Annotated in this window: 23 protein-coding genes and 1 tRNA gene; 11 read left to right on the forward strand and 13 right to left on the reverse strand. The window is 72.6% G+C overall.

Annotated elements, in window-relative coordinates; all coding sequences use genetic code 11:
* Positions 1-68: 68 nt before the first annotated feature.
* The 9 genes from ABT015_RS32190 to ABT015_RS32230 form a co-directional block, all read right to left on the reverse strand.
* Positions 69-1217 carry an ABC transporter permease gene (locus ABT015_RS32190; RefSeq protein ID WP_350885460.1) on the reverse strand — a complete coding sequence of 383 codons (1149 nt, stop codon included), beginning with the start codon at positions 1215-1217 and terminating at the stop codon, positions 69-71.
* Positions 1214-2131: an ABC transporter ATP-binding protein gene (locus ABT015_RS32195; protein ID WP_350885462.1), complete on the reverse strand. Its 918-nt coding sequence runs from the start codon at positions 2129-2131 to the stop codon at positions 1214-1216. The genes ABT015_RS32190 and ABT015_RS32195 overlap by 4 nt, the downstream gene beginning before the upstream one ends.
* Positions 2132-2274: 143 nt before the next feature.
* Complete coding sequence (locus ABT015_RS32200; RefSeq protein ID WP_350885464.1) at positions 2275-3516, reverse strand: FHA domain-containing protein; 1242 nt, start codon at positions 3514-3516, stop codon at positions 2275-2277.
* Positions 3517-3589: 73 nt separating this feature from the next.
* Positions 3590-4948, reverse strand: a complete 1359-nt coding sequence (locus ABT015_RS32205) for a vWA domain-containing protein (RefSeq protein WP_350885466.1) — start codon at positions 4946-4948, stop codon at positions 3590-3592.
* A gap of 122 nt (positions 4949-5070) precedes the next feature.
* Positions 5071-6384, reverse strand: a complete 1314-nt coding sequence (locus ABT015_RS32210; protein ID WP_350885468.1) for a protein phosphatase 2C domain-containing protein — start codon at positions 6382-6384, stop codon at positions 5071-5073.
* 3 nt (positions 6385-6387) lie between these two features.
* Positions 6388-8994, reverse strand: a complete 2607-nt coding sequence (locus tag ABT015_RS32215; protein ID WP_350885470.1) for a serine/threonine-protein kinase — start codon at positions 8992-8994, stop codon at positions 6388-6390.
* 5 nt (positions 8995-8999) lie between these two features.
* Positions 9000-10355 (reverse strand): hypothetical protein, encoded by a 1356-nt coding sequence (locus tag ABT015_RS32220; RefSeq protein ID WP_350885472.1) that lies wholly within the window; start codon positions 10353-10355, stop codon positions 9000-9002.
* Positions 10356-10547: 192 nt separating this feature from the next.
* Positions 10548-11516: a transporter substrate-binding domain-containing protein gene (locus tag ABT015_RS32225; protein WP_350885475.1), complete on the reverse strand. Its 969-nt coding sequence runs from the start codon at positions 11514-11516 to the stop codon at positions 10548-10550.
* A gap of 16 nt (positions 11517-11532) precedes the next feature.
* On the reverse strand, positions 11533-13026 hold the full coding sequence (locus ABT015_RS32230; RefSeq protein WP_350885477.1) for a GlnX family signal transduction membrane protein: 1494 nt from the start codon (positions 13024-13026) through the stop codon (positions 11533-11535).
* 372 nt (positions 13027-13398) lie between these two features.
* Here ABT015_RS32230 and ABT015_RS32235 point away from each other — a divergent pair, with 372 nt between their 5' ends.
* Positions 13399-13974, forward strand: a complete 576-nt coding sequence (locus ABT015_RS32235) for a nucleosidase (protein ID WP_350885479.1) — start codon at positions 13399-13401, stop codon at positions 13972-13974.
* A gap of 106 nt (positions 13975-14080) precedes the next feature.
* Here the strand turns inward: ABT015_RS32235 and ABT015_RS32240 are convergent, their stop codons facing one another.
* On the reverse strand, positions 14081-15001 hold the full coding sequence (locus ABT015_RS32240) for a sigma-70 family RNA polymerase sigma factor (protein WP_350885481.1): 921 nt from the start codon (positions 14999-15001) through the stop codon (positions 14081-14083).
* Between the two features lie 168 nt (positions 15002-15169).
* Between ABT015_RS32240 and ABT015_RS32245 the strand changes: the two genes are divergently transcribed.
* The 3 genes from ABT015_RS32245 to ABT015_RS32255 all read left to right on the forward strand — a co-directional run bounded on the left by ABT015_RS32245 (position 15170) and on the right by ABT015_RS32255 (position 17666).
* The gene (locus tag ABT015_RS32245; RefSeq protein ID WP_350885483.1) at positions 15170-15700 is read left to right on the forward strand and encodes a hypothetical protein; all 531 of its coding nucleotides are present in this window, start codon (positions 15170-15172) and stop codon (positions 15698-15700) included.
* A 170-nt stretch (positions 15701-15870) separates the two neighbouring features.
* Positions 15871-16668, forward strand: coding sequence for an SDR family NAD(P)-dependent oxidoreductase (locus ABT015_RS32250; RefSeq protein ID WP_350885485.1), 798 nt, complete (start codon positions 15871-15873; stop codon positions 16666-16668).
* 536 nt (positions 16669-17204) lie between these two features.
* Complete coding sequence (locus ABT015_RS32255; RefSeq protein WP_350885487.1) at positions 17205-17666, forward strand: nuclear transport factor 2 family protein; 462 nt, start codon at positions 17205-17207, stop codon at positions 17664-17666.
* 183 nt (positions 17667-17849) lie between these two features.
* Here the strand turns inward: ABT015_RS32255 and ABT015_RS32260 are convergent, their stop codons facing one another.
* Both ABT015_RS32260 and ABT015_RS32265 read right to left on the reverse strand, forming a co-directional pair.
* Positions 17850-18428, reverse strand: coding sequence for a hypothetical protein (locus ABT015_RS32260; RefSeq protein WP_350885489.1), 579 nt, complete (start codon positions 18426-18428; stop codon positions 17850-17852).
* A gap of 13 nt (positions 18429-18441) precedes the next feature.
* Positions 18442-18891 (reverse strand): ATP-binding protein, encoded by a 450-nt coding sequence (locus ABT015_RS32265; RefSeq protein WP_350885491.1) that lies wholly within the window; start codon positions 18889-18891, stop codon positions 18442-18444.
* A 160-nt stretch (positions 18892-19051) separates the two neighbouring features.
* Here ABT015_RS32265 and ABT015_RS32270 point away from each other — a divergent pair, with 160 nt between their 5' ends.
* The 7 genes from ABT015_RS32270 to ABT015_RS32300 all read left to right on the forward strand — a co-directional run bounded on the left by ABT015_RS32270 (position 19052) and on the right by ABT015_RS32300 (position 23646).
* A complete protein-coding gene (locus tag ABT015_RS32270) occupies positions 19052-19996 on the forward strand; it encodes a helix-turn-helix domain-containing protein (RefSeq protein ID WP_350885493.1) in 945 nt (314 codons plus the stop codon).
* Positions 19959-20090, forward strand: a complete 132-nt coding sequence (locus ABT015_RS32275) for a DUF397 domain-containing protein (protein WP_350885495.1) — start codon at positions 19959-19961, stop codon at positions 20088-20090. Before ABT015_RS32270 ends, ABT015_RS32275 begins: the two co-directional genes overlap by 38 nt.
* Before the next feature lie 21 nt (positions 20091-20111).
* Positions 20112-20360: a DUF397 domain-containing protein gene (locus ABT015_RS32280; protein WP_350885497.1), complete on the forward strand. Its 249-nt coding sequence runs from the start codon at positions 20112-20114 to the stop codon at positions 20358-20360.
* Between the two features lie 21 nt (positions 20361-20381).
* On the forward strand, positions 20382-20630 hold the full coding sequence (locus ABT015_RS32285) for a DUF397 domain-containing protein (RefSeq protein ID WP_350885499.1): 249 nt from the start codon (positions 20382-20384) through the stop codon (positions 20628-20630).
* Between the two features lie 132 nt (positions 20631-20762).
* Positions 20763-22091: an alpha/beta hydrolase gene (locus ABT015_RS32290; RefSeq protein WP_350885501.1), complete on the forward strand. Its 1329-nt coding sequence runs from the start codon at positions 20763-20765 to the stop codon at positions 22089-22091.
* 62 nt (positions 22092-22153) lie between these two features.
* Positions 22154-22237 (forward strand) — tRNA-Leu (locus tag ABT015_RS32295).
* A 347-nt stretch (positions 22238-22584) separates the two neighbouring features.
* Complete coding sequence (locus tag ABT015_RS32300; protein ID WP_350885503.1) at positions 22585-23646, forward strand: hypothetical protein; 1062 nt, start codon at positions 22585-22587, stop codon at positions 23644-23646.
* Positions 23647-23863: 217 nt separating this feature from the next.
* Here ABT015_RS32300 and ABT015_RS32305 read toward each other — a convergent pair.
* The coding region (locus tag ABT015_RS32305) for an IS30 family transposase (RefSeq protein ID WP_350885505.1) at positions 23864-24112 on the reverse strand (249 nt) is incomplete at its 5' end.

Genomic DNA, 24112 nt, shown 5'->3' on the forward strand with positions numbered 1-24112 from the left:
GTACACCGGGACCAAAGGCGTACGACCCCGCAGGGCGTGTGTCGGGGCTCAGGCGACCGGGGCGGCGGTCACACGTCCTCCCACTTGAACAGCTTCCAGGCGACGCCGGTCAGCACGGCCGCGAAGAGCAGCAGCCCGCCCATGGTGGGCAGGGCGTCCATGACGCCGCCGCCGCGGGTCAGCACCGACTGGGCGGCCGTCACCAGGTAGCGCAGCGGCATGACCTTGGAGATGGTCTCCAGCCAGCCGGGCGCGCTGTCCAGCGGGATGAACGCGCCGGACAGGAAGGACATCGGCAGCACGATGATCTGCGAGATGCCGTTGGCCGCCTCCTCGGTCTTGGCGACCGAACCGGCCAGCAGGCCGATCGACATGAAGGCGAGCGTCGCGCAGGCCACCAGCGGGATGACCAGCCACCAGTTGCCGGTGAGCTTGAGCCCGAAGAAGTTGGTGGCGACCGTCAGGAAGACGGCGGTCTGGAGGAGCGAGGTCAGCAGCGAGACCAGGATCCTGGAGCTGATGACCGTGCCCGCACTCACCGGGGCCAGCCGCAGCCGGCGCAGCACCTTGCTCTTGCGCCACCCGACCAGGGTCAGTGCGGCACCGAACACCGCGCCGGTGGCGACGGCCCAGCCGAGCAGGCCGGGGGTGAGGAACTGGATCGGCTTGAGCGACTGGTCCTCGACCTGCTGGGCGTCCAGCACGTAGGCCGGCTTCTGGCCGGTGGCGGCCTGGTTGGCGCTCTGGACCACCGAGTTGACGATGCCCTGGAGCGCGCCGGCGCGGACGGTGTCGGCGGCGCTGAAGCGCAGCTCGACCTTGCCGTCCGGGCCCTGCTCGATCATCGCGTCGTAGTCGCCCTTGCGGACCTTCTCCAGGGTGGCGGCCGCGTCGTCGGTCCTGGTGATGGTGAGGACCTTGTCCAGGTCGACCCGGCCCTCGCCCTGGATCGAGTCGAACAGCTTCACCGCGCCGACCTGCGCCACCTTGGCGTGCGGGCTGCCGGAGCCCTTGCCCACGGTGCCGAAGAACACCAGGAACACCAGCGGGAAGAGCAGGATGAAGAAGGTCGCGGTGCGGTCGCGCTTCATGCCGAGCAGCATCGCGCGGGACAGGCTCCAGAACGCGCTGACCCGCTCCCGCTCGGCGCTCGCGCCGCCGCTCGACCCGTCGCTCCGGGCGGGGGTCTTCGGCTCGGTGGACGTGCTGGCGGTCATGCGCGGTACTCCCGTCCGGTCAGCTGGAGGAAGACGTCCTCCAGGGTGGCGCCGCGCACTTCGAGGCCGCGCAGCGCGTTCTGCTCGGCCAGGACGCTCAGGACCGGGCCCGGGAGGCGGGTGGAGACGGAGAGCGAGACGCTGTCGTCCTCCAGGGCGGCGATGTCGGCGCCGGCCGCGGTGAGCAGGTCACGGGCGCGCTCGGCGGACAGCTGGCCGGACGCGACGCTGATCCGGACGGTGTCGTCGATCTCGCGGATCAGCGTCGCCGGGGCGCCGGTGTGCAGGATCTTCCCGTGGTCCATGATCGAGACCCGGTCGCAGAGCACCTCGGCCTCGTCCAGGTAGTGGGTGGTCAGGACGACCGTGCGGCCCTCGCCGTTGATGTCCCGCAGGAGGTCCCAGAGGTTGCGCCGGGCCTGCGGGTCGAGGCCGGTGGTGGGCTCGTCCAGGAAGACGATCTCCGGGTCGTGGGCCAGCGCGCAGGCGATCGACAGGCGCTGCGCCTGACCGCCCGACATCTGGTCGGTCATGACGTCGGCCTTGTCGGTCAGGCCGACCCGCTCCAGCATCGCGTCGGCCCGCTTGGGGCCGACCCCGTAGAACGACGCGAAGGTGCGGATGGTCTCCCGGGCCGTCAGTTTCCGGAAGAAGGCGGAGGCCTGGAACTGCACGCCGATGCGCGGCAGCAGTTTCGGATTGCGCGGCCAGGGCGCCAGCCCCAGCAGTTCGACCCGGCCCTCGTCCGGCTTGCGGACGCCTTCCAGGATCTCCATCGTGGTGGTCTTCCCGGCGCCGTTGGGCCCCAGGATTCCATAGAATTCGCCGGCCTCGACGGTGAGGGACACCCCGTCGACGGCCTGTACGTCCCCGTACCGCTGACGGATGCCGTCGGCGGATATAGCTGCAGTCATGTGGCCTGAGCCTAGGGCTTGCGGAGGTCCCTGTGCACGCCCGGGGCGACGAATTTGTGGATCGTTTGAGGAACCGGGAACAAACCGGGCCGGGCGGAGGTTGAATTCCGCCCGGCCCGGCCGGAGTTGTCGCTGACGGTCTTTCAGGCGCGGTGCACCGTGATCGTCGTCCAGGCGCCGATGTGGATCCGGTCGCCGTCGTTCAGCGGCACGGCGGTGTGCGGGGCGATCGGCTCCGCGCCGCCGTTCACGGTGGTGCCGTTGGTCGAGTCCTGGTCCACCAGGACCCAGCTGCCGTCCGCCTGTTCGGCGAGCATCGCGTGCTGGTGCGAGGCGCCCGGGTCCTCCGGCGGCACCGACAGGTCGATCTCCGGCACGGTGCCGCGGTGCTGGCTGCGCCGCCCGATCCGCAGCTGGCCGCGGCCGGTCAGCGGGATGCGCCGCTCGGGGCAGTACGGCGGGAAGAACAGGCCGGCCGCCTCGGGGCCGCTGCGGGCCATCATCTCGGTGAAGTACTCGCGGTCGGCCGAGACCACCGCGATCCAGTTGGCCCGGAGCGGCTCCGCGGGGGTGGCCGCCGGCTGCTGCTGGGGCTGCTGCTGGTGCGGCGGGGCGAGGTGGAACGAGGTGCCGAAGTCGCCGCCGCGGTTGTTCGGGCCGGGGGGCTCGGCGTACACCGGGCCGGAGTCCTCGCGGACGGGGGCCTCGGGGAACGCGCCCTCCGGCGTGGGCCCCTCCGGCCCGTTGGCGGGCAGGGAGGGAGGGTAGCCGTAGGTGTGCGCGGGCGCGGCGGCCTGCTGCGGGTGCCGGGTGTGCTGCGGCTGTGGCTGCTGCGGGAGGGGCGGTTGGCCGTACGGCGGTTGGCCGAACGGCGGCTGGGCGGCCGGCGCGCCGCCGTACGCCGCCGGGATGTTCAGCGGCGGCTGGGCCGGGCCGCCGTGCGCCGGGCCGCCGACGGGCGGCGGCTGGCGGCGCGAGGGGGTGGAGAGCTCGTAGTCGTACCCGCACTCCTCGCAGAACCGTCCGGTCTGCGGGCTGCGGCAGATCGGGCAGACCGTCAGGCCCTCGGTCAGGTTGGGGTAGCCCTGGGCCGGTGGCGGCGGCATCGCGCCGGGTTGCGGCGGGACGTTCCCCGACGGCACCGGCGGAGGCGGCAGCGGCGCGCCGTAGGGCGTACCGCGGTGGTCCGGGTGCTGGGGCTGCTCGAACGAGCCTGGCGCCCCGGGCGCCGGGTGGGAGCCGTACGCCCCCGGGTGGGTCCCGTGGGCCCCGTGGGCTCCCGGGTGGGCTCCGGGCGGCGTCGGGGCCGGCGGAGTCATCGGGAAGCCGCAGACGTCGCACCAGTCCTCGGCCTGCGACTCGTGGCCCCTCGGGCAGATCGGCATCAGTTCCCCCTCACATCGAGCCGGTTTGGGGCGGCGTCGCACCGGGTCGTCGGCCCGGTCACGTCTTCAGCGGTCACTTCTTCACACGCACCGTCTTGGTCGACCGGGTCTCAAGGGTCATCGAGTCGGCCTCGCTCACGTTCTTACGGAACCGAACCGTACCCTCCTTCGGGTCCACCACGTCCACCACCTTCTGCAGCAGTTTGTAGGTGCCCTCGTTGCCGGTCGCGTGCGCGATCCGGACGGCGGCGCCCAGCTTGGAGGTGGCGGTGTCGACGTCCCCGGCCCGGTGGGCCTCCAGGCCCTCCTGGATGGAGGAGGCCAGCTCGGCCTGCCCGGTGTAGTGGGCGACCTGCGGGCTGATCCGGGTGGAGGACGCCAGGTCGTCGGTCCACACCGCCTTGACCAGGCCCTGGGAGAGCACCTCGGGGGTGCCGCTGCCGACCTGCGGGGGCAGCACCAGGCTGATCCGGGCGGCGAGCATCTCGTTGCCGATGGAGGCGGCCGGGACCTCGACGCAGACGTGGTAGTCGCGGCTCTCGTCGCCCCAGGAGCCGGTGGGGTAGTCGCCGGCCCGGGGGCCGGCCTCGGCGCGCCGGGCGCTGAGGTCCTCGACCGCGGGGGCGACCTGCTTGACGAACTTGACCGCGGCGTTGGCCGGGGTCCAGATCCGCAGCGCGACGTCGGCGACCTGCTTGCCCATGGCGCCGGTCATCATCGAGCGGAAGTCCTCGGCCAGGCCGGAGGGTTCGGCGACGATGTCGACGGTGCCGAGCAGCGCCGAGGAGATCTTGCGCAGTTCGTCGATCCGCCAGTCGGTGCCGACGCCGCGGCAGTCGGCGGTGAAGTGGCCGGTGACCCGCTCGACGGCGCGTTCCAGGTCGACCGCCGACTCGTGCTCGTTGTTGCCGTCGGTGAGCAGGACGGCGTGCCGGATGGCGATGTCGCGGCGGGTCAGGAAGAGCTTGTCGGCCTTGGCCAGCCAGGTGCCCATCGCGGTGCCGCCGGCGGCGGTGAGGCGGCGCAGGGACTCCTTGGCGTGGCCGCGGGTGGTGGCGGAGGCGGTGGCGAGGGTGCCGTCGCCGGGGTAGATGTCGCGGGCCTCGTGGGTGCCGGCGACGACGGCGAAGGCGGTGCCGTCGCGCAGCGCGTCGATGGCGGCGGCGGTGGCCTCCCGGGCACCGTTGATCTTGGTCTTGGGGTAGTCCATCGAGCCCGAGCAGTCCACCAGGATCACCACGGCCGCGGCGGTGTCGGCGCTCTGCGGGCCGCCCGCGTCGGCGATGCCGAGCGGGCGGCCGCCGGAGGTGCCGCCGCCGGTCGCGGTGACCGTGACGATGGCGTTGACCTCGCGGGCGCCGTCGGCAAGGTACTCGTTCTGGAAGATCTCCACGTCGAACCTGGGCAGGTTCGGCTTCGCCAGTGTTGCCATGGGCCGGTGGCTCCCGTCGGAAGGGTCGTCGGTACGGATCGGTCGGTGGGGGCCGGCCGCGTCGGGGGCGGGCCGGCGGGCCGGGTGACCGCCGGGGTTGACCCCGGGCGGGCGGCGTCCGGTCAGGCCGTCGGCGGGTGCGGCGGCTGCGGGGGGACGGTGGGTGCGGCGGGAGTGGCGGGCGGTGCCGGCGGGGCGGCGGGGGGCAGCGGTGCGGCGGGGGAGCCGATCACCGGGAGGTCCGGCAGGGTCGGCTCGTAGTCCTCGTCCTCCTCGGCGGCGCGCCTGGCACCCGCCGCGGTGATCAGCGGCAGGTCGAGCGCGGTGGCGGTCCGGGGGTCGTCCTCGTCCTCGCCCTCGCTCCGGTCCTCGGCACCGGCGCCCGCGGCCGGCGGGTCGATCGGCAGGACGGCGACGGTGATGTTGTCGTGGCCGCCGGCGGCGACCGCGAACTTCACCAGGGTCTGCGCCGCCGCGAGCGGCTCGGCGCGGGCGTCCGGCCGGACGAAGTACGCCAGGTCGGTGGCGGCCTCGGCGTAGTTCCACAGCCCGTCGGTGCAGATCAGCAGCACCCCGGGGACGTGCGGCGTGAAGTCGAGGGTGTGTGGGACGACCTCCTCGGCGTCGGCGCCGAGCCACCCGGTGATCGCGTGGGCGCGCGGGTCGGCGTACGCCTCGGCCTCGCTCATCAGCCCGGCCTCGACCATCCGGGCCGCCCAGGAGTCGTCCTGGGTGAGCCGGAAGGGCTCGGCGCCGGCGCGGTCGTCCGGGATCCAGTAGGCGCGGGTGTCGCCGACCCAGCCGATGGTGATCCGGCCGCCGGAGGCTATGGCGCTGACGTAGGTGCAGGCGGGCGCGTTGAGGTCGGGCCGGGCGGGCCCGGGGCCGGTCTGGGCGAGGTCGGCGACGGCCCCGGCGGCGTCGGCGATGGCCTGGCGCATGGCGGCGGTGGGTTCGCGGCCCGCCTCCAGGGCGCTCAGCAGCGACTCGGAGGCGGCGTCGACGGCGGTCTCGGAGGCCTCGTCCGGCCGGTCGGAGGAGGAGACGCCGTCGCAGACCACGGCGACCACGACGGGCTCGCCGCCGGGCAGCGAGGTGGCGGCGATGGTGAAGGAGTCCTCGTTGCGGTGGTGGCGCAGGCCGCGGTCACTGACCCCGGCGACGCCCGCGAGGGACTTCTCCATGTGGTCGCGCGGGCGCGGCTGGGCGCCGCCGCACGCCTCGCAGTAGCCGTCCGCGGTGACCTGCGGCAGCCCGCAGTGCGCGCAGACCGGCCCGTGCTGGGGCGGGGCGCCCTCGGCCCGGGCGGTGGCCCAGTTCGCGGGCATCGCGCCCGGGGCGGTCCGGCCGTCCCGGCTGGCGCCGCAGGCGCCGCAGTAGGCGTCCTCCGGCTCCAGCGGTTCGGAACAGCTCGGGCACACGGTCTGCTGCGGCATCGGCTACACCCACGTCCTGGGGCGGGCGCGGTTGGCCCGCTCCACCATCTCGATCCTGGTCTCGGCCCGGTCGGCCAACCGGGCGAGTACCCGGTAGGACTGTTCCAGGGCGAAGCGCAGTTCCCGCTCCACCGCAGGTCGTCCCAGCACCGTGGTGCCGCCGCCCTGCTGGGCGCCGGTCGAGCCCGCGGTGACCCAGCCGAGGGCGGCGCCGAGCAGTTCGACGGCCAGTTCCTCGCGGCGGCGGTCGTCCAGGCGCAGCGCGGTCAGCTGGTCGGAGCTGGCGCCGAGGTCGGCGGCGAGCGGGTCGGTGGCGGGCCGTTCGCGCAGCCGGGCGCGGACGGCCGCGATCCGGGCGGCGGTGTACTGGTTGGAGGTGGCCGGGACGGACTCCAGGACGCGGACGGCACCGGGCCGGTCGTCCTCGGCCAGCCGGACCCGGGCGAGCCCGAAGGCGGCACTGAGGTAGGCCGGGTCGGTGGTCCAGACCAGTCGGTAGAACTCGGCGGCGTCGCCGCCGTCGCCGAGGAGCTCGGCGCAGATGGCGAGGGCCAGCTTGGGGGCGGCCTCGCCGGGGAAGGCGTCGTAGACCGCGTCGAAGGCTTCGGCGGCGGCGCGCAGCCCGGCCTCGTCGGGTGAAGCCGGGCCGTCCGGGCCGCCCGCGGCGCCGACCAGGGCGACCGAGCTGCCGGGGACGTCCGAGCCGTCCGGGCCGTCCGGCCCGTGTGCGGCGCCGACCAGGGCGACCAGGCCGCGGTACCAGACGACCCGCCAGTCGTCCGGGTACTCCCGCTCCAGGGCGTCGAGGGCCTCCTCGGCGGCGGCGCGGCGGCCGAGTTCGAGGTGGGCGCGCAGTTCGCGCAGCCGCCGTTCGATGGAGAGGGCGGGCGCGCCGGCCAGGGCGGCGAGCGCCTCCTCGGGGTCGGTGGCGAGCAGGGTGGCGAGGAAGCCGGCGTTGGGATCGCCGGGGTCGACGCGCGGGACGGGCAGCGCGAGGGCGGCGGCGGCCGGGTCGAGGGCGGTCACCAGGAGCTGTCCGGGCTGCTCGGTGGGCATGACCAACTCGGTGTCCACGACGCGTAGTTCGGGGCCGAAGAGGGTGGACAGGGCGGGTCGGGCCCGGCCGTCCTGGAGGGCGAGGATCTCGCGCAGCACGCCGGTGAGCTGGTCGGCCATCTCGTCGGCGGAGGAGAACCGGCGGGCCGGGTCCGGGTCGGTGGCGCGGACCAGGAAGCGGTAGTACGACTCGTAACGGGCGAAGACCTCGACGTCCTCGGGGCCGGGCAGGGTGTCCCGGTAGGTGGTGCTGTAGCCCTGGAAGTCGAAGGTGAGCACCGCGAGGGTGCGGGCCACGGTGTAGAGGTCGGAGGCGGGGGAGGGGCCGTGGGTGGCGATCTCCGGGGCCTGGTAGCCGACGGTGCCGTAGATCGGGCCGTCGTGGTCGAGGCGGCAGACGGCGCCCATGTCGATGATCTTGAGTGCGTCGCCGCTCTGGATCACGTTGTCGATCTTGAAGTCGCAGTAGATCAGGCCCCGGCCGTGCAGGTACCCGAGCGCGGGCAGCGCCTCCAGCGCGTACGCGATCGCCTGCTCGACGGGCAGCGGCTCGCGCCGGCCGTCCGGGGTGCGGCGGTCGTTGGCGATGTCCTTGAGCGACTTGCCGCCGACGTACTCCATCACGATGTAGCCGTCGGTGGAGCCGGAGCCGAGGTCCAGGTGCTCGGCGAAGTTGATGATCCGGACGATGTTCGGGTGGTCCACCTCGGCCAGGAAGCGGCGCTCGGCGACGGCCACGGCGAGCGCGTCCTCGTCCCCGGTGTCCAGCAGGCCCTTCAGGACCACCCACTTGTCGTTGACCCGCCGGTCTATCGCCAGGTAGATCCAGCCGAGGCCGCCGTGCGCCAGGCAGCCCACCACCTCGTACTGCCCGCCGACCAGGTCGCCGCGCCGCAGCTTGGGCGTGAACGAGTACGGCGTGCCGCACTTGGTGCAGAAGCCGTCCGGGCGGCCCGGCCGACCGTTCTTCTCCCGGCCCACCGGGGTCTCGCACTTGGAGCAGAACCGCTTGCGCTCCGGGACCTCCGGGTTCTCCAGCACCGCCAGCGACGGGTCGGCCGTCTCGACGGTCGGCACCGTCACCAGGCCGGCGCCCAGCCGGTTGCGGGTGCCCGCGCTGACGCTGCCGCGAGTGCTGCGCACCGAGACCGAGCGGCTGCTGCCGGTGCGGGTCGAGCGGTGCGAGCGGGAGCGGCCGGACATCGAGCGGGCCGAGCCGGTGCGGGTCGAGCGGATCGAGCCGCTGCGCGCCGAGTCGCTGGAGACCCGGGAGGACGGGACGTAGGGCTGGGTGACGCCGGTGTCGCCGCCGGGCGGGGTGAGGCCGCACTCGTCGCAGTAGCCGTCGGCGTCGATGGTGCCGGAGCAGTCCCTCGGGCAGGGCGCGCCGGGGCCGGCGGCCGGCGCCCCGGCGGCCCCGGAAGCCTTGGCGGACACCGCGGCCGAGGCCGCGGTGCCGCCGCCCGCCGGGGCGAGCCCGCACTCGTCGCAGTAGCCGTCCGCGTCGATCCTGCCGTTGCCGGAGCACTCCGGCCGTACGCACGTCCCGCCCATCAACCTCAGCCCCCCTGGACCTGTCCGTCGACCGGCGTCTGGCCGGTCGTCTCCTGTGCGGCCTCGGCCTGGGCCGGCCGCAGCGACTGCTGGAAGCGGGCCACCGCGGCGGCCGCCGCCCGCAGGTCGCAGGGCGCGCTCCACAGCAGCCAGCGCGCCTTCTCGTACCGCTCGATCACTTCCGGGTCCTCGGAGACCCGCAGCCGGGCGGCCATCGCCTTGTACGCGTCCAGCCGGCCGCGCAGTTCGGCGCGGACGGCCAGCGGCTGGGTCACCTCGGTGAGCGACTGCCGGGCCCGGGCCAGCTCCTTGGCGGCGGCGTCCTCCAGCGTGTCCAGCAGCGGCGCCAGCCGGCCCCACTGCCCGCCCTGGCGCAACTCCAGCGCCGTCACGATCCGTTCGCGCAGCGCCGAGGCCGGCCCGGGCACCGCCGGGACGTCGCTGGAGGCTATCTTCGCCAGCACCTCGCCACGTGCCCGGCGGGCCTCGGCCAGGGTGGCGTCGGCCCGCTGGAGCAGGTCGCCGACGCCCTGAAGGCGCTCCTCGGCGTCGTCGCGCAGCCGCAGCAGGTTCTCCAGTTCCACCCGGACGCCGTCCAGCGCCCGCCCGGCCCGGTCGAACCGCTCGGTGTCCACCACCCCGGCGGGGGTGGCGAAGGCGCCGCCCTCCGGCACGGTGCCGCGCTGGGCGGGCACCCGGGCCGGGCGCCACAGCGCCAGCGGGTCCTCGCGCACCTCGGCGCGCAGCCCGGTGAGGTCGGCGTCCAGCCCGGCCAGGTCGTCGGCGAGCGGATGGCTTCCGGCCCGCACGCCGAGCGAGGCGGCGAGGTTGCCCACCCGGTGGAGTTCGGCCAGCAGCAGGTCGATCCGGGCCGGCAGCGCCGACCAGACCGCGTCGGCGGCGCTGACCACCTCCAGCACGGTGGCGTACCAGGAGTTCATCCGGGTCATCAGCGCGTCCAGGCTGACCCGCTCGACCAGCCGGGCGGGCGCGCCGAGCAGCTGCGGGCCGTCCGGCAGCGCGCCGCCGGGGACGGTCACCGCGTCGCCGGTGAGCAGTTCGCTCAGCTCGGCGAGTTCGGGCGCGCCGGGCTTGGCCTTGCGGGCCCGTACCGCGCGCGCCGAGGCCAGTGCCTCCGCGTAGCGGTCGAACAGAGCCCAGAGCAGCGGCAGGCCCTTCCCGGCGACGGACCAGCGCTCCAGCGTGCGCCCGGCCAGTTCGGCGCCGTCGAGCAGCCGCAGGCCCGGATGGTCCTGGAGGGCGAGCAGCGCCGACTCGACCGCGTCCCGCTCCGCGCCGAGGCGCGCCAGCGCGCGGTCCACCTCCTCCCGGCTCAGTACCGGGCCAGCCGAAGCCGCCAACGCCGTGTCCTTCCTTCCTCGCGTGCGATCCCGACGTACCTGACGTGCGATCCCACGACATCCCCCGTGCCCACCACCGGTCTCCCCGTGGTGATCGTCCCGAACCCTAGCCGGTGGCCGTTCGGGCGGAGCGGGCGGTGGGCGTCAAGACCGCGTCAGCGGCCCGCCGGCGCCCGTGCGCCGCCCGGTGCGTCAGCGGGCCGGCCAGTACAGGCCGGGGTCCTTGGAATTCTCGGGCAGGTAGGGCTGGACCCACTGCTCGAACGACTTCTGCCAGCGCTTGTCCGCGTAGTAGTCGGAGATCACCTGGTTGACCCGGGCGGTGAGGTCGGTGCTGTTCTGGCGCATCGCGACACCGATCGTCTCCGGCTGTTCGAAGCCGTCCACCACCTTCACCGTCTGGTCCTGCGCGGCCTGGCCGACCGCCAGTTCGTCGTCGGTCATGGTGGCGTCGACCTTGCCGAGCTGCATGCGGACCAGGCAGTCGAGCTGGTTGGTCACCAGGACGAGCTGCTTGGCGGTCTTCTTCGCGTTCAGCACGTCCTTGGCCACCGAGCCGTCCGCGGCGCAGACCGTCTTGCCGCCGATCGCCTCGTCGAGGTTCTTGGCGGTGGACGACCGGGGCACCAGGACCCGCTGCTTGATGTTGAAGTACGACCGGGAGAAGGCGACCTTCTTCAGGTTGGCGCAGCTGACCGTCATGGTGCGCACGATCAGGTCGACCTGGTTGCCCGTGAGGGCGTCGATCCGGCCGGCGGTCGACACCGGCTTGAGCACCACCTTGGTCGGGTTGTCCATGATGGCCGCGCCGATCGCCCTCGCGAGGTCGATGTCGAAGCCTTCGAGCTCACCGGTGTTCGGGTTGCGGGCGCCCCAGCGGTAGCTGTTCTGGTCCACGCCGATGATCAGGGTGCCCTTGGCCTTGATGGCCTTCACCGCCGTGCCGTCCACGGAGCTCGGCGGCACGGTACTGGTCAGGTCGCAGGACTCGGCCTCTTCCTGCCCGGCCTGTTCCTGCCCGGTCGACCGGACGGCCTGCGGTGCGCCCGTGGCGGCCGCGGGCACGGCGCCGGACGGCCCGCCCCCGCCGAGCACGGCCGCGCCGGCGGCCAGCAGCGCCAGCGCGGCGGCCGGCCTGGTGCGTACGGATCTCCTGCGCATGTGTCCGTTCCCCCCTCTACCGGTACTCGGCCAGTCGCCGGCCCAGGCCGCGCAGTGCGGCGGCCGCGGCCGCCACGCCGAGCAGCGCGGCCGCGAGGGCGGCGAGCCGGAGGTCGCCCTCGGCGCCCTTGGCGGAGCGCTCGAAGTGCTCCTGTTCGGTGGTGGCGGCCAGGTCGAGCGCCCCGTCGGTGGCCTTGAAGGCGCCGTCCGCGGTGTTCGCCTCGGCGGCCGGGTCCGCCGTCACGGTCGCCTGCAGCGCGCCCTGGTAGTCGGCCTGCTGGGTCTCCAGGGTGTGGGCCGCGTCGTGCCGGGCGCGCCACGTCTCGTACTGCCGGTCGGCGTCGCCGATCTGCTTCCGGGCGTCCGCGGGGGCCAGGTCGAGGGCCTGGCGCAGCGAGCCGGAGTGCTGCTCCATCGGGACGTTCGCGGGCTCGCTCCCGGCGAGCTGCTGGGTGATCGTCGTCCACTGGTCCGCGTACGCGGTGGTGGAGCCGCGGGCGACGAGGTTCAGGTTCTCCGCCAGTCGGGCGGAAAGCACCTGCACCCGGGCGGTGTTGAGCGCCCGCAGCGGCTGCGCGCCCTGCTTCCAGCTCTGCTGGAGCGCGGCGTTGGTGGTCAGGCCGGTGACGGCCAGCCAGAGCGCCCCGGCCAGGACGGCTGCGGTGGCCCCGAGCAGGCCGGGGTTGAACACCCGGTTGGTGCGGCGGAACAGCGTCACCTGCACCCAGACCAGAGCGCCGAGGGTGAGCACCCCCAGGCCGTACGCGGCCCACGGGCTGGACTTCGCCTCGGCGTAGTCCTTGTCCAGCTCGTCGTTCTCGATGGCGGTCAGCTCGGCGGCGCGCTGCAGCAGGGTGCCCTGCATCTGCTCGGAGGCGTACCGCAGGTAAGCGCCGCCGAGCGGCAGGCCCAGCCGGTTGTTCGCCCGAGCGGTCTCCACCAGGCCGGCGTAGACGGGGAGTTGCTTGTTCAGCTCGGTGAGCTTCTGGTACGCGGGGGAGTCGATGGTGGTCTGCGCGGCGGCCTTGGCGATCAGGCCGGTGGCCGAGGCCAGATCGTTCTCGTAGTCGCCGCGCATGGTCTTCGTCTCCTCCCCGGCGAGCAGGAAGCCGGTGGCCGCGGTGGTGTCGGCGTGGGCCAGCAGGCGGTGGATGTCGGCCGCGTCCTTGCTCAGCGGCTGGCTGTGCCGGACCACCCGGTTGGCGGCCTCCGCCTTGGTCTCCAACTGCCAGGCGGTCAGCGCGCCGAAGGCCACGGTCAGCACGGCGAGCACCGCCCCGGCCAGCCGCAGCCGGCCCGGCGCCGTCCGGGTGGCGTCCGTCAGCCGGGCCCGCAGGCGGGACAGGCCGCGCGGCGGGGGCCCGGCAGGCGGCCGCCGGGCCGGCGTGGCGCCGGGTCCGGACGCCGGGACGCCCCGGACGCCCGGCAGGGCCGGTGCCGTGCCCGGCGGGCCGCTCGGCCGTGCCGGGACCACGGCGCCCGGTGCGCCGTTACCTACTGGTGTTGCCACCCGCCTCATCCTCCCCAGGGGTCGGGCCCGCTGTCCGGGGCCCGGCCGATGCCAGCAGTATGGCCGTGACTCCCCGTGGCCACACCCGAATTGCGCCGATCTTGAGCTTGCCCCGCACGCGCCGCGCACGGTTCCGGCACGCCTCCGGGGCCCCGCCTCCCGGCGGCCGGCGGTGAACCGTCCGACGCGGGATGCACCCTATGCGGTTCCTCGGACAGGCCGGAGGGGTGAGGTCCGGTTGCCGCGTCGGCACGCGGGGAGCCGAGGACGGACCCCCGGTCCGGCGGCGGGGGCGATCCCGCCGTGACGCCACCGGCCCCGGCGCGGTCGGTGCACCCGGTTTCGGCGGACACCCTCCGTACGATGGGAAGCATGCGCCTGCTTGGAACGATCACGCCCGACCGCCCGCTGCTCGTCGTCGCCGTGCGCGAGGAAGCCGCCCACCTCGACGACCGGCTGCCCGTCCTGCTCACCGGAATAGGGAAGATCAACGCCACCGCCGCGCTGGCCACCGTCCTCGCCCAGGGCGAGAAGCCGTCCGAGGTGATCAACCTCGGCACGGCCGGCGCGCTGCGCCCCGGCTGGGAGGGCACCCACCACGTCGTCCAGGTCATCCAGCACGACCTCGACACCCCGGCCCTGCTGGCGCTCACCGGCCGCAGCTACGGCGCCCCGCTGGTGGTCGGCAAGGGCGACGGGCCGGTGCTGGCCACCGGCGACCTCTTCGTCTCCGACCCGGCGGCCCGCGACCGGCTCGCCGAGCACGCCGACCTGGTCGACATGGAGGGCTACGCCGTCGCCGCCGTCGCGCACCGCTTCGGGGTGCCGGTGCGCCTGGTCAAGCACGTCAGCGACGAGGCCGGCGAGGGCGCGAGCCACACCTGGCGCGAGTCGGTCGACGGGTGCGCCCGCCACCTCGCCGACTGGGTCGCCGCGCAGGGCTGGTGACGGCGCGTCCCGAGGACGCGCGGCGTCGACCGGCGCGGGCGGGTGAGAGGGCGGTCGGCCTCCCTCTCGCCCGCCAGGTTCAGCAGCGGAACCTCGCCCGCTACGTTCAGTCGCGGAACGCCGAGAGGTCCAGCGCCGCCAGCCGCTCCGGATCGGTGAGCACCTCGATCGCCGCGATCGCACCGTCCACCACGGTGAACGCCATGACCGACAGCGGCCGTCCGCCCTCGCCGATCGCCACCGCGCCCGCGGCGCCGTTGACCAGCGCCGGGCGGGCGAACGGCGACAGCCCGCCCCACAGCACCGGCTGGTCGGCCACCGCGGCCGCGCCCGCCAGCACCACCGGGTGCCCGGCCCGCACCTCGCCGCCGTCCGAGCGCAGCACCACGCCCGGGGCGAGCGCGGCCACCAGAGCGCCCAGGTCGCCGGCGCGGGCGGCCGCGAAGAAGCCGTCCACGGCGGCCCGCTGGCGGCCCGGGTCCGGGTCGGGCGCCGGTGCCTGGTCCTGAACCCGGCGGCGGGCCCGGTCGGCCAGTTGGCGGGTCCCGGCCGCCGTCCGCTCGATCAGCGGGGCGATCTCGGCGAACGGCACCGCGAACAGGTCGTGCAGCACGAAGGCGATCCGTTCGGCCGGGGCCAGCGACTCCAGCACCACCATCAGGGCCAGGCCCACCGAGTCCCCGAGCAGTACCTCCTGCCCGGGGTCGGCCGCCCCCTCGCGCCGCAGCAGCGGGTCCGGGATGCGCGCCGGGCCCGGCGCACCCGCCTCGGCCTCCGGCGGTTCCTCGCGGCGCAGTTCCCGGCCGCGCAGCAGGTTGAGGCAGACCCGCGAGACGACCGTGGTCAGCCAGCCGGGGAGGTTCTGCACGTCGGAGGCGTCGGTGCGGTCGTAGCGCAGCCAGGCCTCGTGGACGGCGTCCTCGGCCTCGCTCACCGAGCCGAGCATCCGGTACGCCACGGCCCGCAGCCGGGGCTGCTGCGCCTCGAACAGTGCGGCCCGCTCGTCCGGAGGTAATTTCTCGTCCACCGTGTCACATTCCTTCGCCGCTGGGGGTCAGAGCAACAGGAGCCACCCAACAACGGCTGCGCGGTAGAGATCAACTCCCCACCCGGGGCGAGTCGGAGGCGAGCGGCGGCGAACACCCCCGAGCGGCCGGCGGGGTGAGTGTCACCGGGGCGACCTAGGGTGGCGGCCATGCCGACGACCCCGCTGCTCGACGCGATCCGCGCCAACCCCGCCGCCCTCGACTACCTGGCCTGGCCGGGCGATCTCAGCCTCGACCACTACCCGCACGTCGAGGAGGTGGTGCTCGCCTCCGGGGAGGCCCTGGAGCCGGTGGCCAAGGACGGCGCGGGCGGCACCTTCTTCCTGTGCGGGGAGGGCGGCGAGGAGCGTCCCGTCCTGTACGCCGACTCGGAGGGCGGCGCGGCGGTGCTGGCCGTCGGGCTGCCGGAGCTGGTCCGGCTGCTGCTGGCCGTGCCGTGGTGGCGGGACTGCCCGCGGCTGACGGTGGAGGAGAGCGCGCAGGCCGCCGAGGAGTACCTGGAGGACGAGCCCGGTCTGTACACGGAGCGGGACGCGGCCGCCGCCGCGCTCGGCCTCGAAGTGCCCGGCGTGGCGGTGGCGTTGGCCCGGCTGCGGGAGGTCGCGGTCGGGCTCGGGCCTGCGTACGTGCTGCTCAACGCCGAGGAGGGCGGCGCCTACGAGCCGCTGTTCCGGGCCTGAGCAGGTGGTCGAGGGGGGTGGTCGAGCGGGGCGAGGGGGGGTGGTCGTGCGGGCGGTCGGCATCAGCTCTCCGGCCCCGGGCATACATGAAGGGTTGTCCGGCATCGGGTCGTGACGGCGGGAGACCGGCCCCGGATCCGACCGGGGCCGGCGCGAGGGAAGAGGCGATCGTGGGCGAACTGGACGGCAGGACCGCACTGGTGACGGGCGGATCGCGCGGCATCGGCCGGGCGGTGGCGCAGCGGCTCGCCGCCGACGGGGCGCTGGTCGCGGTCCACTACGGCGGCAACGAGGCGGCCGCCGCGGAGACCGTGGAGCTGATCGCCAAGGCCGGCGGTCGGGCGTTCGCGGTGCGGGCCCGGTTCGGCGAGAGCGGCGCGCTGGACCAGCTGTTCGAGGGCCTCGCCGCCGGGCTGGCGGAGCACGGCGAGCCCGGTGAGGACGGTGGGGCCGGCCTGGACATCCTGGTCAACAACGCGGGCATCCACCTGGCCGGGTCGATCGGGCAGCTCACGGAGGAGGAGTTCGACCGGTTGATGGCGATCAACGTGCGCACACCGGTCTTCGTGATCCAGCGGGCGATTCCGCTGCTGCGGGACGGCGGGCGGATCGTCAACATGGCCTCGGCGGCCGCCCGGATCGGCTCCCCGGTGCAGATCGGCTACACCGTCAGCAAGGCGGCGCTGGTCGCCCTCGCCGCACCGCTCGCCAACGAGCTCGGCCGGCGCGGGATCACCGTGAACACCGTCAACCCCGGGGTGATCCTCACCGACATGACGTCCCCGTGGACGGGCGTCCCCGAGGCGATGGCCGGGCTCGAATCGATCACCGCGCTCGGCCGGATCGGCCAGCCGGAGGACGTCGCCGACGTGGTGGGCTTCCTGGCGGGCCCGCAGGGCCGCTGGGTGACCGGCCAGACCATCGACGCCTCCGGCGGCACCTACCTCGGCCCGATCCCGCCCGCGTGATCCCGGCCTGATCCCCGCGTGATCCCCGCGTGATCCCTTGGGCGCCGAGAGGTCGGCGGGGTGGCAGCCCTCAGCGCCGCCACCCCGTTCGCTTCTCGGCACGGAAGGTGGGGTTCATTGAGCCAAACCCCACCTTGGGGTGATGTGTTGAGGCAACGTCAGAACGCCGACGGGGGCTGAAGGGCCGGATCGAGGACGAACGCCCGGTGCTCGTCGGGTGCGGTGACGATCACGTAGCCCTCCTGACCGGAGACTCGGGGGATCAGGGCACTGCGGCAGCCGAGGCTGTGGTGGATCTCGACGGGGAAGGGCTCGCCGTCGAGGTGGATCTCGCCGACGCCGACGGATTCGGGGTCCCATCCATCGCGTTCTTCCGATCCCGCCGTCGACCTTCACGTAAGGTGCGATCAAGCTGGCCTCCAAGTCGGCTGTCACAAGCGGATCTTGGGGGCCGTGGCCACATCCGCACGCCCGAAGTCCCGGCCCATCGCTCGACAGAGCTCGGCCGCGTGGTGACCGAACGGAGCCCAAGCGCCATGCCGGATACCACCCCCGCCAGCCCTGGCCCTCGTGAGGTCCTGGCCCGTTACCAGCGGGCGATGCTCGACAAGTCTGCGGACGACCTGGCCGATCTCTACACCGTCGATGCCGTCCACGAGTTCCCGTTCCTTTCCCCCGGCATGCCGACGCGCTACCAGGGACGCGAGGAGGTCCGCGCGGGCTACCGGGCGGCCTGGGGCGCCAGCCCGGCGCAACCGCAGGAGATCCGCGAAGTCGCCGTGCACGAGAGCACCGACTCCGAGGTGATCACCGTCGAGCAGGTCGTCACCGGGACCGTGACCACGACCGGGCGGACCTTCAGCATTCCCGGCCTCCTGGTGATCCGGGTCCGCAACGGCCGGATCGTGCACGTCCGCGACTACATGGACGGGCTCGGTGTGGCGCACGCCATGGACCGGCTGGCCGCCGTGGTCGCGAGCCTCGGCGATCGCCACTGAAACCCTGAGTGCGAACTTGTTCGCCTGGGGTTCGTCGGTGATCGCCTTGAGGGCGAGGTGCCGCAGCGGAGCCAGGGCGACGACGCCGGAGGCCAGGTAGCCGGGCGCGGTGTCGGGGGTGCCGTCGGCGGTCATCAGGTTCCGGCACCCGCGCAGGAAGTCGGTGGGGTCGACTTCTGGTGTTTAGGGGTGGGTTTCGCGGGCGGCTTGGGCTTGGGTGCGGGCTTGGGTGCGGGCGTGGGTGAGGGCGGGTTTGAGGCGGGGGTCGGGGGAGGGGCGGGCTGTGAGGAGTTCGCCGGCGGTGGTGAGGGTGGTCCAGTAGTGGGTGGGGTCGCCGGTGGTGGGGCGGGGTTGGGTGGCGGTGAGGGAGAGGTAGGCGGTGGTGAGGTTGCCGGTGGTGAACCAGCGGGTGAGGCCGTGGTGGTGGCCGGCGCGGATGCTGCCGTGGGCGTCGATGGCGGTGATGAGCAGTTCGATGATGGCGAGGTCGCGGTCGTCGGGGGTCTTGGGGATGTCGAAGACGCCGAGGGCTTCGAGGAGTTCGCCGGTGTCGGCCTCGGATCCGGGGCGGGGGCTGGCGAGCAGGGCGTCGTAGCAGTCGTCGAGGCGGCGCTCCGTGTCGGTGGCGGGGATGCCGAGGGCGATGCAGACGGCGCGGGCGGATCGGAGGGGTTGGCGGGTGCGGCGGGCGAGGGTGGCGTAGGCGTCGGCGGGGGTGGAGCCGGTGTCGAAGAGGTGCCGGGCGGTGAGGGGGAGTCGCATGGTGGGCACCTGTTCAGACGGCGAGGAGGGTGGAGGTGGGGGGCGTGGGGGCGATGAGGGCCCAGACGAATTTGCCGATGCCGCCGGCGCGGGGGCAGCAGCCCCACTTCTCGGCGAGTTCGTTGACGAGGAGGACGCCGCGTCCGTGTTCGTCGTCGGGGGTGGGGGTGCGGAGGGAGGGGCGGCCGGTGCCGGCGTCGTGGACTTCGAGTCGGAGGCGGTGGTCGGGGGTGAGGGAGAAGCGGATTTCGATGAGGCGGTCGGTGGGGGCGTCGGTGTGCTGGACGGCGTTGGCGAAGAGTTCGCCGAGGAGGAGTTCGGCGGTGTCGCGGTAGCGGTCGCCGGTGGGGAGCGCGGCGAGGTAGGCGCGGAGCAACTGCCGGGCGATGGGCGTGGATTCGGTCTGCGAGTCGAGGCGGGCGGCGAACGCGCGGGGGCGGGGAGCGGTACGGATTTTGAGCATGGCGGGGCACCTCAAGGGGGCGGATGGGGGAGCGCGAGGGTAGTGCGCAATCACGCTATGCATGCAAATGATTGCGTTCTGGTGTCAATCATCGAGGCTGCGGAGGTACGGTGACGCCAAATCGGCGTGCGGGACGTGCGATGCACAGCAGGGGGCAGCGATGACACGGAAGGCCAAGCGGGGGACGACGGCGAGCTCCGCGATCATGTTCGGCGAGGAGGTTCGCTACGCCCGTGAGTCGATGGGCTGGACGCAGGAGGAGCTGAGCAAGCACCTGCACTGCGACCGGACCGTCGTCTCGCGCACCGAGGGTGGCAAGCGGAGGCCGTCGATCGAGGAAGTCGAGGAAATCGAGCGGCTGTTGAACACCGGCGACCTGTTGAGGCGGCTGTACGGCCGGGTCGACTGGAACGCCTCGATCGAGCACCCGGACTGGTTCCAGGAGTACGTGGACGTGGAGGCCATCTCCATTGGAATGCGGGCGTACCAGGACGGCGTGATGTACGGCCTGTTGCAGTGCCGGCAGTACGCGCATGCGCTCTTCGCCAATGGCGTTGCGGCGGGCAACCCGGAGGAGATCGAGGAGCGAACCAGGGCTCGACTCGGTCGACAGAGTCGCTTTCTCGCACCTGACGGGCCGTTGTTGCTCGTCATCCTTGATGAGAGCACCATCCGTACTGTCGTGGGTGGGCCTGGCGTGATGAGGCGCCAGATGGAACACCTGCTGAAGGTGGCTCAGCTCCCGAACGTCGTGCTTCATGTGGCGCCGTTCACGAATCGTCGGGCTCGCATCAAGACCGCTATGGTGTTGTTGGAGCTGGCGGACGGACAGCGCTTGGTGTATTCGGAGAGCCTCGATCGGGGGCATCTAAGCGGTGATTCGGAGGCCGTGGCCAGGCATCAGCGCCGCTATGACCAGCTTCGTGGTGAATGCCTGTCAGAGAGCGACTCGCTTCGGCTGATCGCCGAGGCCCTGGAGGGATTCAAGGATGATGAGCAACGAGCTCGCCGCAGCCGTCTGGAAGAAGAGCAGCTACAGCCACGACGACGGCGGCAACTGCATCGAGGTGGCCCCCGGATTCCCCGGCCTCGTCCCCGTGCGTGATTCCAAGGACCCGCAGGGCCCGGCCCTGGTTTTCCCTGCCTCCGCTTGGGAAGCCTTCGTGGCGGCCGTCCGTGAGGGCGACTTTCCGGCGTAAGGCCCCGAGGAGTTGGCTGTGTTGACCTGGCGCAAGAGCAGCTACAGCGGCAACAACGGCGGCAACTGCATCGAGGTGGCCCTCGCTTGGCGCAAGAGCAGCTACAGCGGGGACGATGGGGGCGAGTGCATCGAGGTGGCCCTCGGCTCCCTCCCCGACACCGTCCCGGTCCGTGATTCCAAGGACCCGCAGGGCCCGGCCCTGGTTTTCCCTGCCTCCGCTTGGGAAGCCTTCGTGGCGGCCGTCCGTGAGGGCGACTTTCCGGCGTAAGGCCCCGAGGAGTTGGCTGTGTTGACCTGGCGCAAGAGCAGCTACAGCGGCCCGGACGGCGGCGACTGCATCGAGGTGGCCCTCGCTTGGCGCAAGAGCAGCTACAGCGGGGACAACGGCGGCAACTGCATCGAGGTGGCCCCCGGGTTCCTTCCCGACGCCGTCCCGGTGCGTGACTCCAAGGACCCGCAGGGGCCGGCCCTCGTCTTCCCCGCCACCGCCTGGGACTCCTTCATCGCCGCCGTCCGCGACGGCGAGTTCCCCCTCTAGTCGATCAAACGCCGCCGCACCCGAACGATTCCGATCAGTTCCGGTGCGTCGGTGGTGCCTTGAGTAACCAGGCCACTACGGTCCATCACTGTGCGCACATGACCTGCTCGCATCGACCGAGGCGGTACTCCCATGGCACAAGAACCCCGTATCGACGTAGCGCTGACGGCCCTCAGTGAAGGTCAGGGGGAGCCCAGCAAGTCCGAGTTGGCGGAGATCGCCAACTCGCTCACGCCCGGCGTCTGGTTCACCAGTGCGCTGTCGGGCGAGGCCGCCGGTCGCGCCGCCGACGTGACGTGGGAGCTGACCGGCTCGCCGTACGAGGGGCAGACGGCGACCGGGCAGGCGGCGGTCTACTACGCCAACCCGAAGTTCGGTCTGCGGAAGCCCTTCATCTTCGCGGACGGCTTCAACTACGGCCCGAGCGACCTCCCCGGCCTCTTCGCCTACTTCAGCACCGCCGCCGACGGTGGGCCGGGCCTCTTCGACCAACTGCTCAGCCGGGGCTACGACATCGTCCTGGTCGGCTTCACCGAGCGTCACACCCACATCCAGGCCAACGCCGAGGTCGCGATCGCGGCCATCCTCCGGGCCATCGCCGAACGCAAGGGCGACGAGCGGCTGACCGTCGGCGGGGTGAGCATGGGCGGCATCATCACCCGCTACGCGCTCGCCAAGCTGGAGACGGCGACCGTGGACCACGAGACGGCGACGTACCTCTCCTTCGACTCCCCGCACAACGGCGCCTGGATCCCGCTGATCCTCCAGCAGATGGCCTACTTCTTCGAGGGCTTCACCCCGGCCGGCCCGGACGGCGTCAAGCAGGCCGACCTGATCCGCAGCCCCGCCGCCCAGCAGCTGCTCTGGGCGTGGGTCGAGAACTCGAAGTACGAGGGCCCGGTGGCCACCTCCAGCCAGCTGCGCAAGGAGTTCCTCGCCGACCTCGACCGGGTCGGCAACTTCCCGCAGATCCCGCGCAAGCTCGGCGTCTCCAACGGTCGGCGCGACGGCGTCGGCCTCCCGCTGCCGGCGGGCGAGGTGGCGTTCGACTGGCAGGCCCTGTTCGCCAGCGCCACGGCCCGCTTCCAGCCGAACAAGGGCGAGAAGCAGCCGGTCGGCGGCATGCACCTCGCGCTCACCGTGCGCCGCACCACCACCACCGAGGTCCCGGCGCTGGACGCCGTCCCCGGCGGCACCCTGGACTCCTTCGGCAAGGTCGCGACTGCCCTCAAGGCGAAGATCTCCGAGGAGTACCGCAGCGGCACCTTCGTCCCGGCCGTCAGCGCGGTGGCGCTGGACTTCGACCCGGTGAAGTGGGACGTCGACCCGGCCGCCGCGATCTCCGACGCCGCCCTGGAGAACGGCCACCTGGACGACGTCAAGTTCGACGACGCCAACACCGAGCACAGCCACGTCTCCCGCGTGCTGGTCGACTGGATCGTCGAGCAGCTCGCCCGCTGACGCCTCCCACCTGGTTCGGAGCACCCCCGCGGATGGGCTAAGCTATTCCACATCACCCAGATGCGCGGGTGGCGGAATAGGCAGACGCGCTGGATTCAGGTTCCAGTGCCCGAAAGGGCGTGGGGGTTCAACTCCCCCCTCGCGCACATAGGTCATCCGACCCAATGCGGCCGGTCGATCCGACAGAATGTCGGGTTGACCGGCCGTTTTGTTGTCTGGAGACGTGGATCGCCCCTCACAGGTTTGTGAGGGGCGATCTGCATTTCTGCTGGTCAAGCGGGATGTGCGGGCGGGGGTGGGTTCAGGGGGTGGCGGTGTGCCGGCGGGTGGGAGTCGACGGCGTGGCGGAAGACCCCTCCAATGGGGCAATCAGGAAGGCTGTTCGGAGTACTCCTGGGCCATGCTGAGGCAAGGAGGCGACCGGTCACAGGTCTTGGTCGCTTTGGGTTCTCCGTTCGGCACGAACGTCCGTGCCCGTCCTCAGGGAGCAGCCATGAACGCCTCTTCCGCCCCCCGTTTCGCCATGACCCGCCCCGCACGCCACCGCCGGCCGTGGCGCACACGCACAGCTCTCGCCATCACCGCGGCACTGGCCTACATCCCGGCCGTCGCCGCCCCCGCGCACGCCTTCGGCCCTGGTACGCACACCACGATCACCAAGGGAGCATTGCCCGACTTCCAGCCGAAGTCACTCGAAGCGATGGCCGCAGGCGACCTCGACGTCAAGAACGGCGAGTGGGGCGCCATCCGGGGCAGCGACAAGGGCGACTACTACCCCAATCAGACCCGCTACCACTGCGACGATGCGGACTACCTCAAGGCGGACTACCTCAAGGGGGGCCAATACCCGCGCACCAGGCAACAGGCCACCGACGAGCTCCTCGCCTGCGTCCAGACCTCCGTCGAGGAGTTCCACAGCGCAGTGGCCGCCGCCGACGGACTCGTCGACTCCAAGGGCAACATCAACACCAAAGACGTCGACCTCAGCTCCCGGTGCAAGTACAACGACCAACCCGGCCGCGCCAAGTGCGAAGTCTTCGAGCACCTCGGACGCGCCTGGCACGCCATCGAGGACTTCTACGCCCACAGCAACTGGACCGACCACGCCGATCCGAACCAGCCCATCAGCGTGACGAACCCGCCCGGGCTGCAGAAGACGGCGCCCGCGCCCTTCTTCACCCTGCGCACCTACAACAACCAATCCACGGCCACGTGGAAGGCGGAGGCCACCAAGGAGATCAACAAGACCCCGGACCTGGCCACCGGCTGCGCTCCTGGGGAGTACGAGCCCGAAGACCAAAAGCAGCACAACAACTGCACCGGCCGCATCAACCACTACGACGTCAAGGGCAAGGGCGGCGGCCTCAGCAAGGAAGGCTCGCGGGCCAACATCGACGACAACGGAAAGCACGCCGAGAGCGTGGCGACCGATGACATCAAGCGTCAGTGGAAGGACTTCCAGGCCGAACTCCTCGCCAAGTACCCCCATGGGCGCGGCGAGAAGATGATCTGCGCCCTCACCCACGACGCACCCACCGACGTCACCTGCAAGTGACCCCGCCTGCCTGCAGTGCCAGTGTCCACGGCTCTGACCGACACCTTGGACAACGCCGTGACCTCCGCCCGGTTCCTGCCCTCCACCAGCGCGGACACCGCCGGCAACCGCACGGCCTCCTGCGATCGTGTCGACTCGCCACATCGCTTTGCGGAGCGTGTTCCGGCCCCCTGCGGCTGGCGGTTTCTAGGGGTCGTTGCAACACGTGGTCGGTTGTCTAGGCCGCGAGCAGTTTATGCAGGCGCTCGGCTGGGGTCTCCCAGCCGAGCGTTTTGCGTGGGCGGCCGTTGAGTTCGGCTGCGACGCCGGCCAGGTGCTCGGGGGTGTGAACGGCCAGGTCGGTGCCCTTGGGGAAGTACTGGCGGAGCAGGCCGTTCGTGTTCTCGTTCGAGCCGCGCTGCCAGGGACTGGCCGGGTCACAGAAGTAGACCGGGATGCCGGTGGCGACGGTGAACGAGCCGTGGGC

Origin of the sequence: Kitasatospora sp. NPDC094016 (genome assembly GCF_040304045.1) — a bacterium.
GTDB lineage: Bacteria > Actinomycetota > Actinomycetes > Streptomycetales > Streptomycetaceae > Kitasatospora.

Excerpts from the sequence above, each read along its gene's own strand:
- ABT015_RS32265 (WP_350885491.1), bottom strand. The coding sequence starts at position 18,891 with ATGCTCAAAATCCGTACCGCTCCCCGCCCCCGCGCGTTCGCCGCCCGC.
- ABT015_RS32300 (WP_350885503.1), top strand. The coding sequence starts at position 22,585 with ATGAACGCCTCTTCCGCCCCCCGTTTCGCCATGACCCGCCCCGCACGC.
- ABT015_RS32190 (WP_350885460.1), bottom strand. The coding sequence starts at position 1,217 with ATGACCGCCAGCACGTCCACCGAGCCGAAGACCCCCGCCCGGAGCGAC.
- ABT015_RS32205 (WP_350885466.1), bottom strand. The coding sequence starts at position 4,948 with ATGGCAACACTGGCGAAGCCGAACCTGCCCAGGTTCGACGTGGAGATC.
- ABT015_RS32290 (WP_350885501.1), top strand. The coding sequence starts at position 20,763 with ATGGCACAAGAACCCCGTATCGACGTAGCGCTGACGGCCCTCAGTGAA.
- ABT015_RS32255 (WP_350885487.1), top strand. The coding sequence starts at position 17,205 with ATGCCGGATACCACCCCCGCCAGCCCTGGCCCTCGTGAGGTCCTGGCC.
- ABT015_RS32235 (WP_350885479.1), top strand. The coding sequence starts at position 13,399 with ATGCGCCTGCTTGGAACGATCACGCCCGACCGCCCGCTGCTCGTCGTC.
- ABT015_RS32210 (WP_350885468.1), bottom strand. The coding sequence starts at position 6,384 with ATGCCGCAGCAGACCGTGTGCCCGAGCTGTTCCGAACCGCTGGAGCCG.
- ABT015_RS32270 (WP_350885493.1), top strand. The coding sequence starts at position 19,052 with ATGACACGGAAGGCCAAGCGGGGGACGACGGCGAGCTCCGCGATCATG.
- ABT015_RS32195 (WP_350885462.1), bottom strand. The coding sequence starts at position 2,131 with ATGACTGCAGCTATATCCGCCGACGGCATCCGTCAGCGGTACGGGGAC.
- ABT015_RS32200 (WP_350885464.1), bottom strand. The coding sequence starts at position 3,516 with ATGCCGATCTGCCCGAGGGGCCACGAGTCGCAGGCCGAGGACTGGTGC.
- ABT015_RS32245 (WP_350885483.1), top strand. The coding sequence starts at position 15,170 with ATGCCGACGACCCCGCTGCTCGACGCGATCCGCGCCAACCCCGCCGCC.
- ABT015_RS32260 (WP_350885489.1), bottom strand. The coding sequence starts at position 18,428 with ATGCGACTCCCCCTCACCGCCCGGCACCTCTTCGACACCGGCTCCACC.
- ABT015_RS32225 (WP_350885475.1), bottom strand. The coding sequence starts at position 11,516 with ATGCGCAGGAGATCCGTACGCACCAGGCCGGCCGCCGCGCTGGCGCTG.
- ABT015_RS32215 (WP_350885470.1), bottom strand. The coding sequence starts at position 8,994 with ATGGGCGGGACGTGCGTACGGCCGGAGTGCTCCGGCAACGGCAGGATC.